The organism is Treponema endosymbiont of Eucomonympha sp. (assembly GCF_001028545.1).
Window position 1 is genome coordinate 1 of sequence record NZ_BBPW01000575.1, and the last position, 471, is coordinate 471.

Here is a 471-nt window from a genome sequence, read left to right on the forward strand (position 1 = left end):
GCGTAATCCACTGAACATACTTGAGCGGCAGACTGTCATAATAACCGACGCGGCGAAGCGTCGCTTCGATTTGGTCGGTAGGTATGTCGGCAGGAAACATAGAAAGGTAGGGGTTGCCGGGGATAACGTTTATCAAAGCAAACACAATAAGCGAAACCCCGAATAATATCACTAGGGACTGAAACAGCCGCCGCCCAATAAATTTTACCACTGTTTGCTTTTTTATGTAGATTAAACAACGGCTGGCGTCCAACGCCAGCCGTTGTGTTTATTTAAAGTACGCCTTTTCCACGTTAGGGAACCACTCCGTCGCCGTGGGCGCGTAGCCTACCAGCTTGGGGTTTACCGCAAAACCGGTGGATTTGAAGTAGAGTACGCCGATAGGGAGCTGTGCGTGGACATACTTGCCCCACGCGCCCCAGTTTGCCGCGGCTTCCGCGTCGCTGCCGGAACTGTCGGCTTTTTCAAAAA

Annotated in this window: 1 protein-coding gene and 1 pseudogene; both read right to left on the minus strand. The window is 51.6% G+C overall.

Annotation, left to right across the window (positions count from 1 at the left end; translation table 11 throughout):
* Window positions 1-211 (minus strand): annotated as a pseudogene (locus tag AWU74_RS08130) (hypothetical protein); the annotation flags it as partial.
* Between the two features lie 57 nt (window positions 212-268).
* Window positions 269-471 (minus strand): hypothetical protein (locus AWU74_RS12190; protein WP_187150969.1); only part of this gene is annotated, 203 nt, incomplete at its 5' end.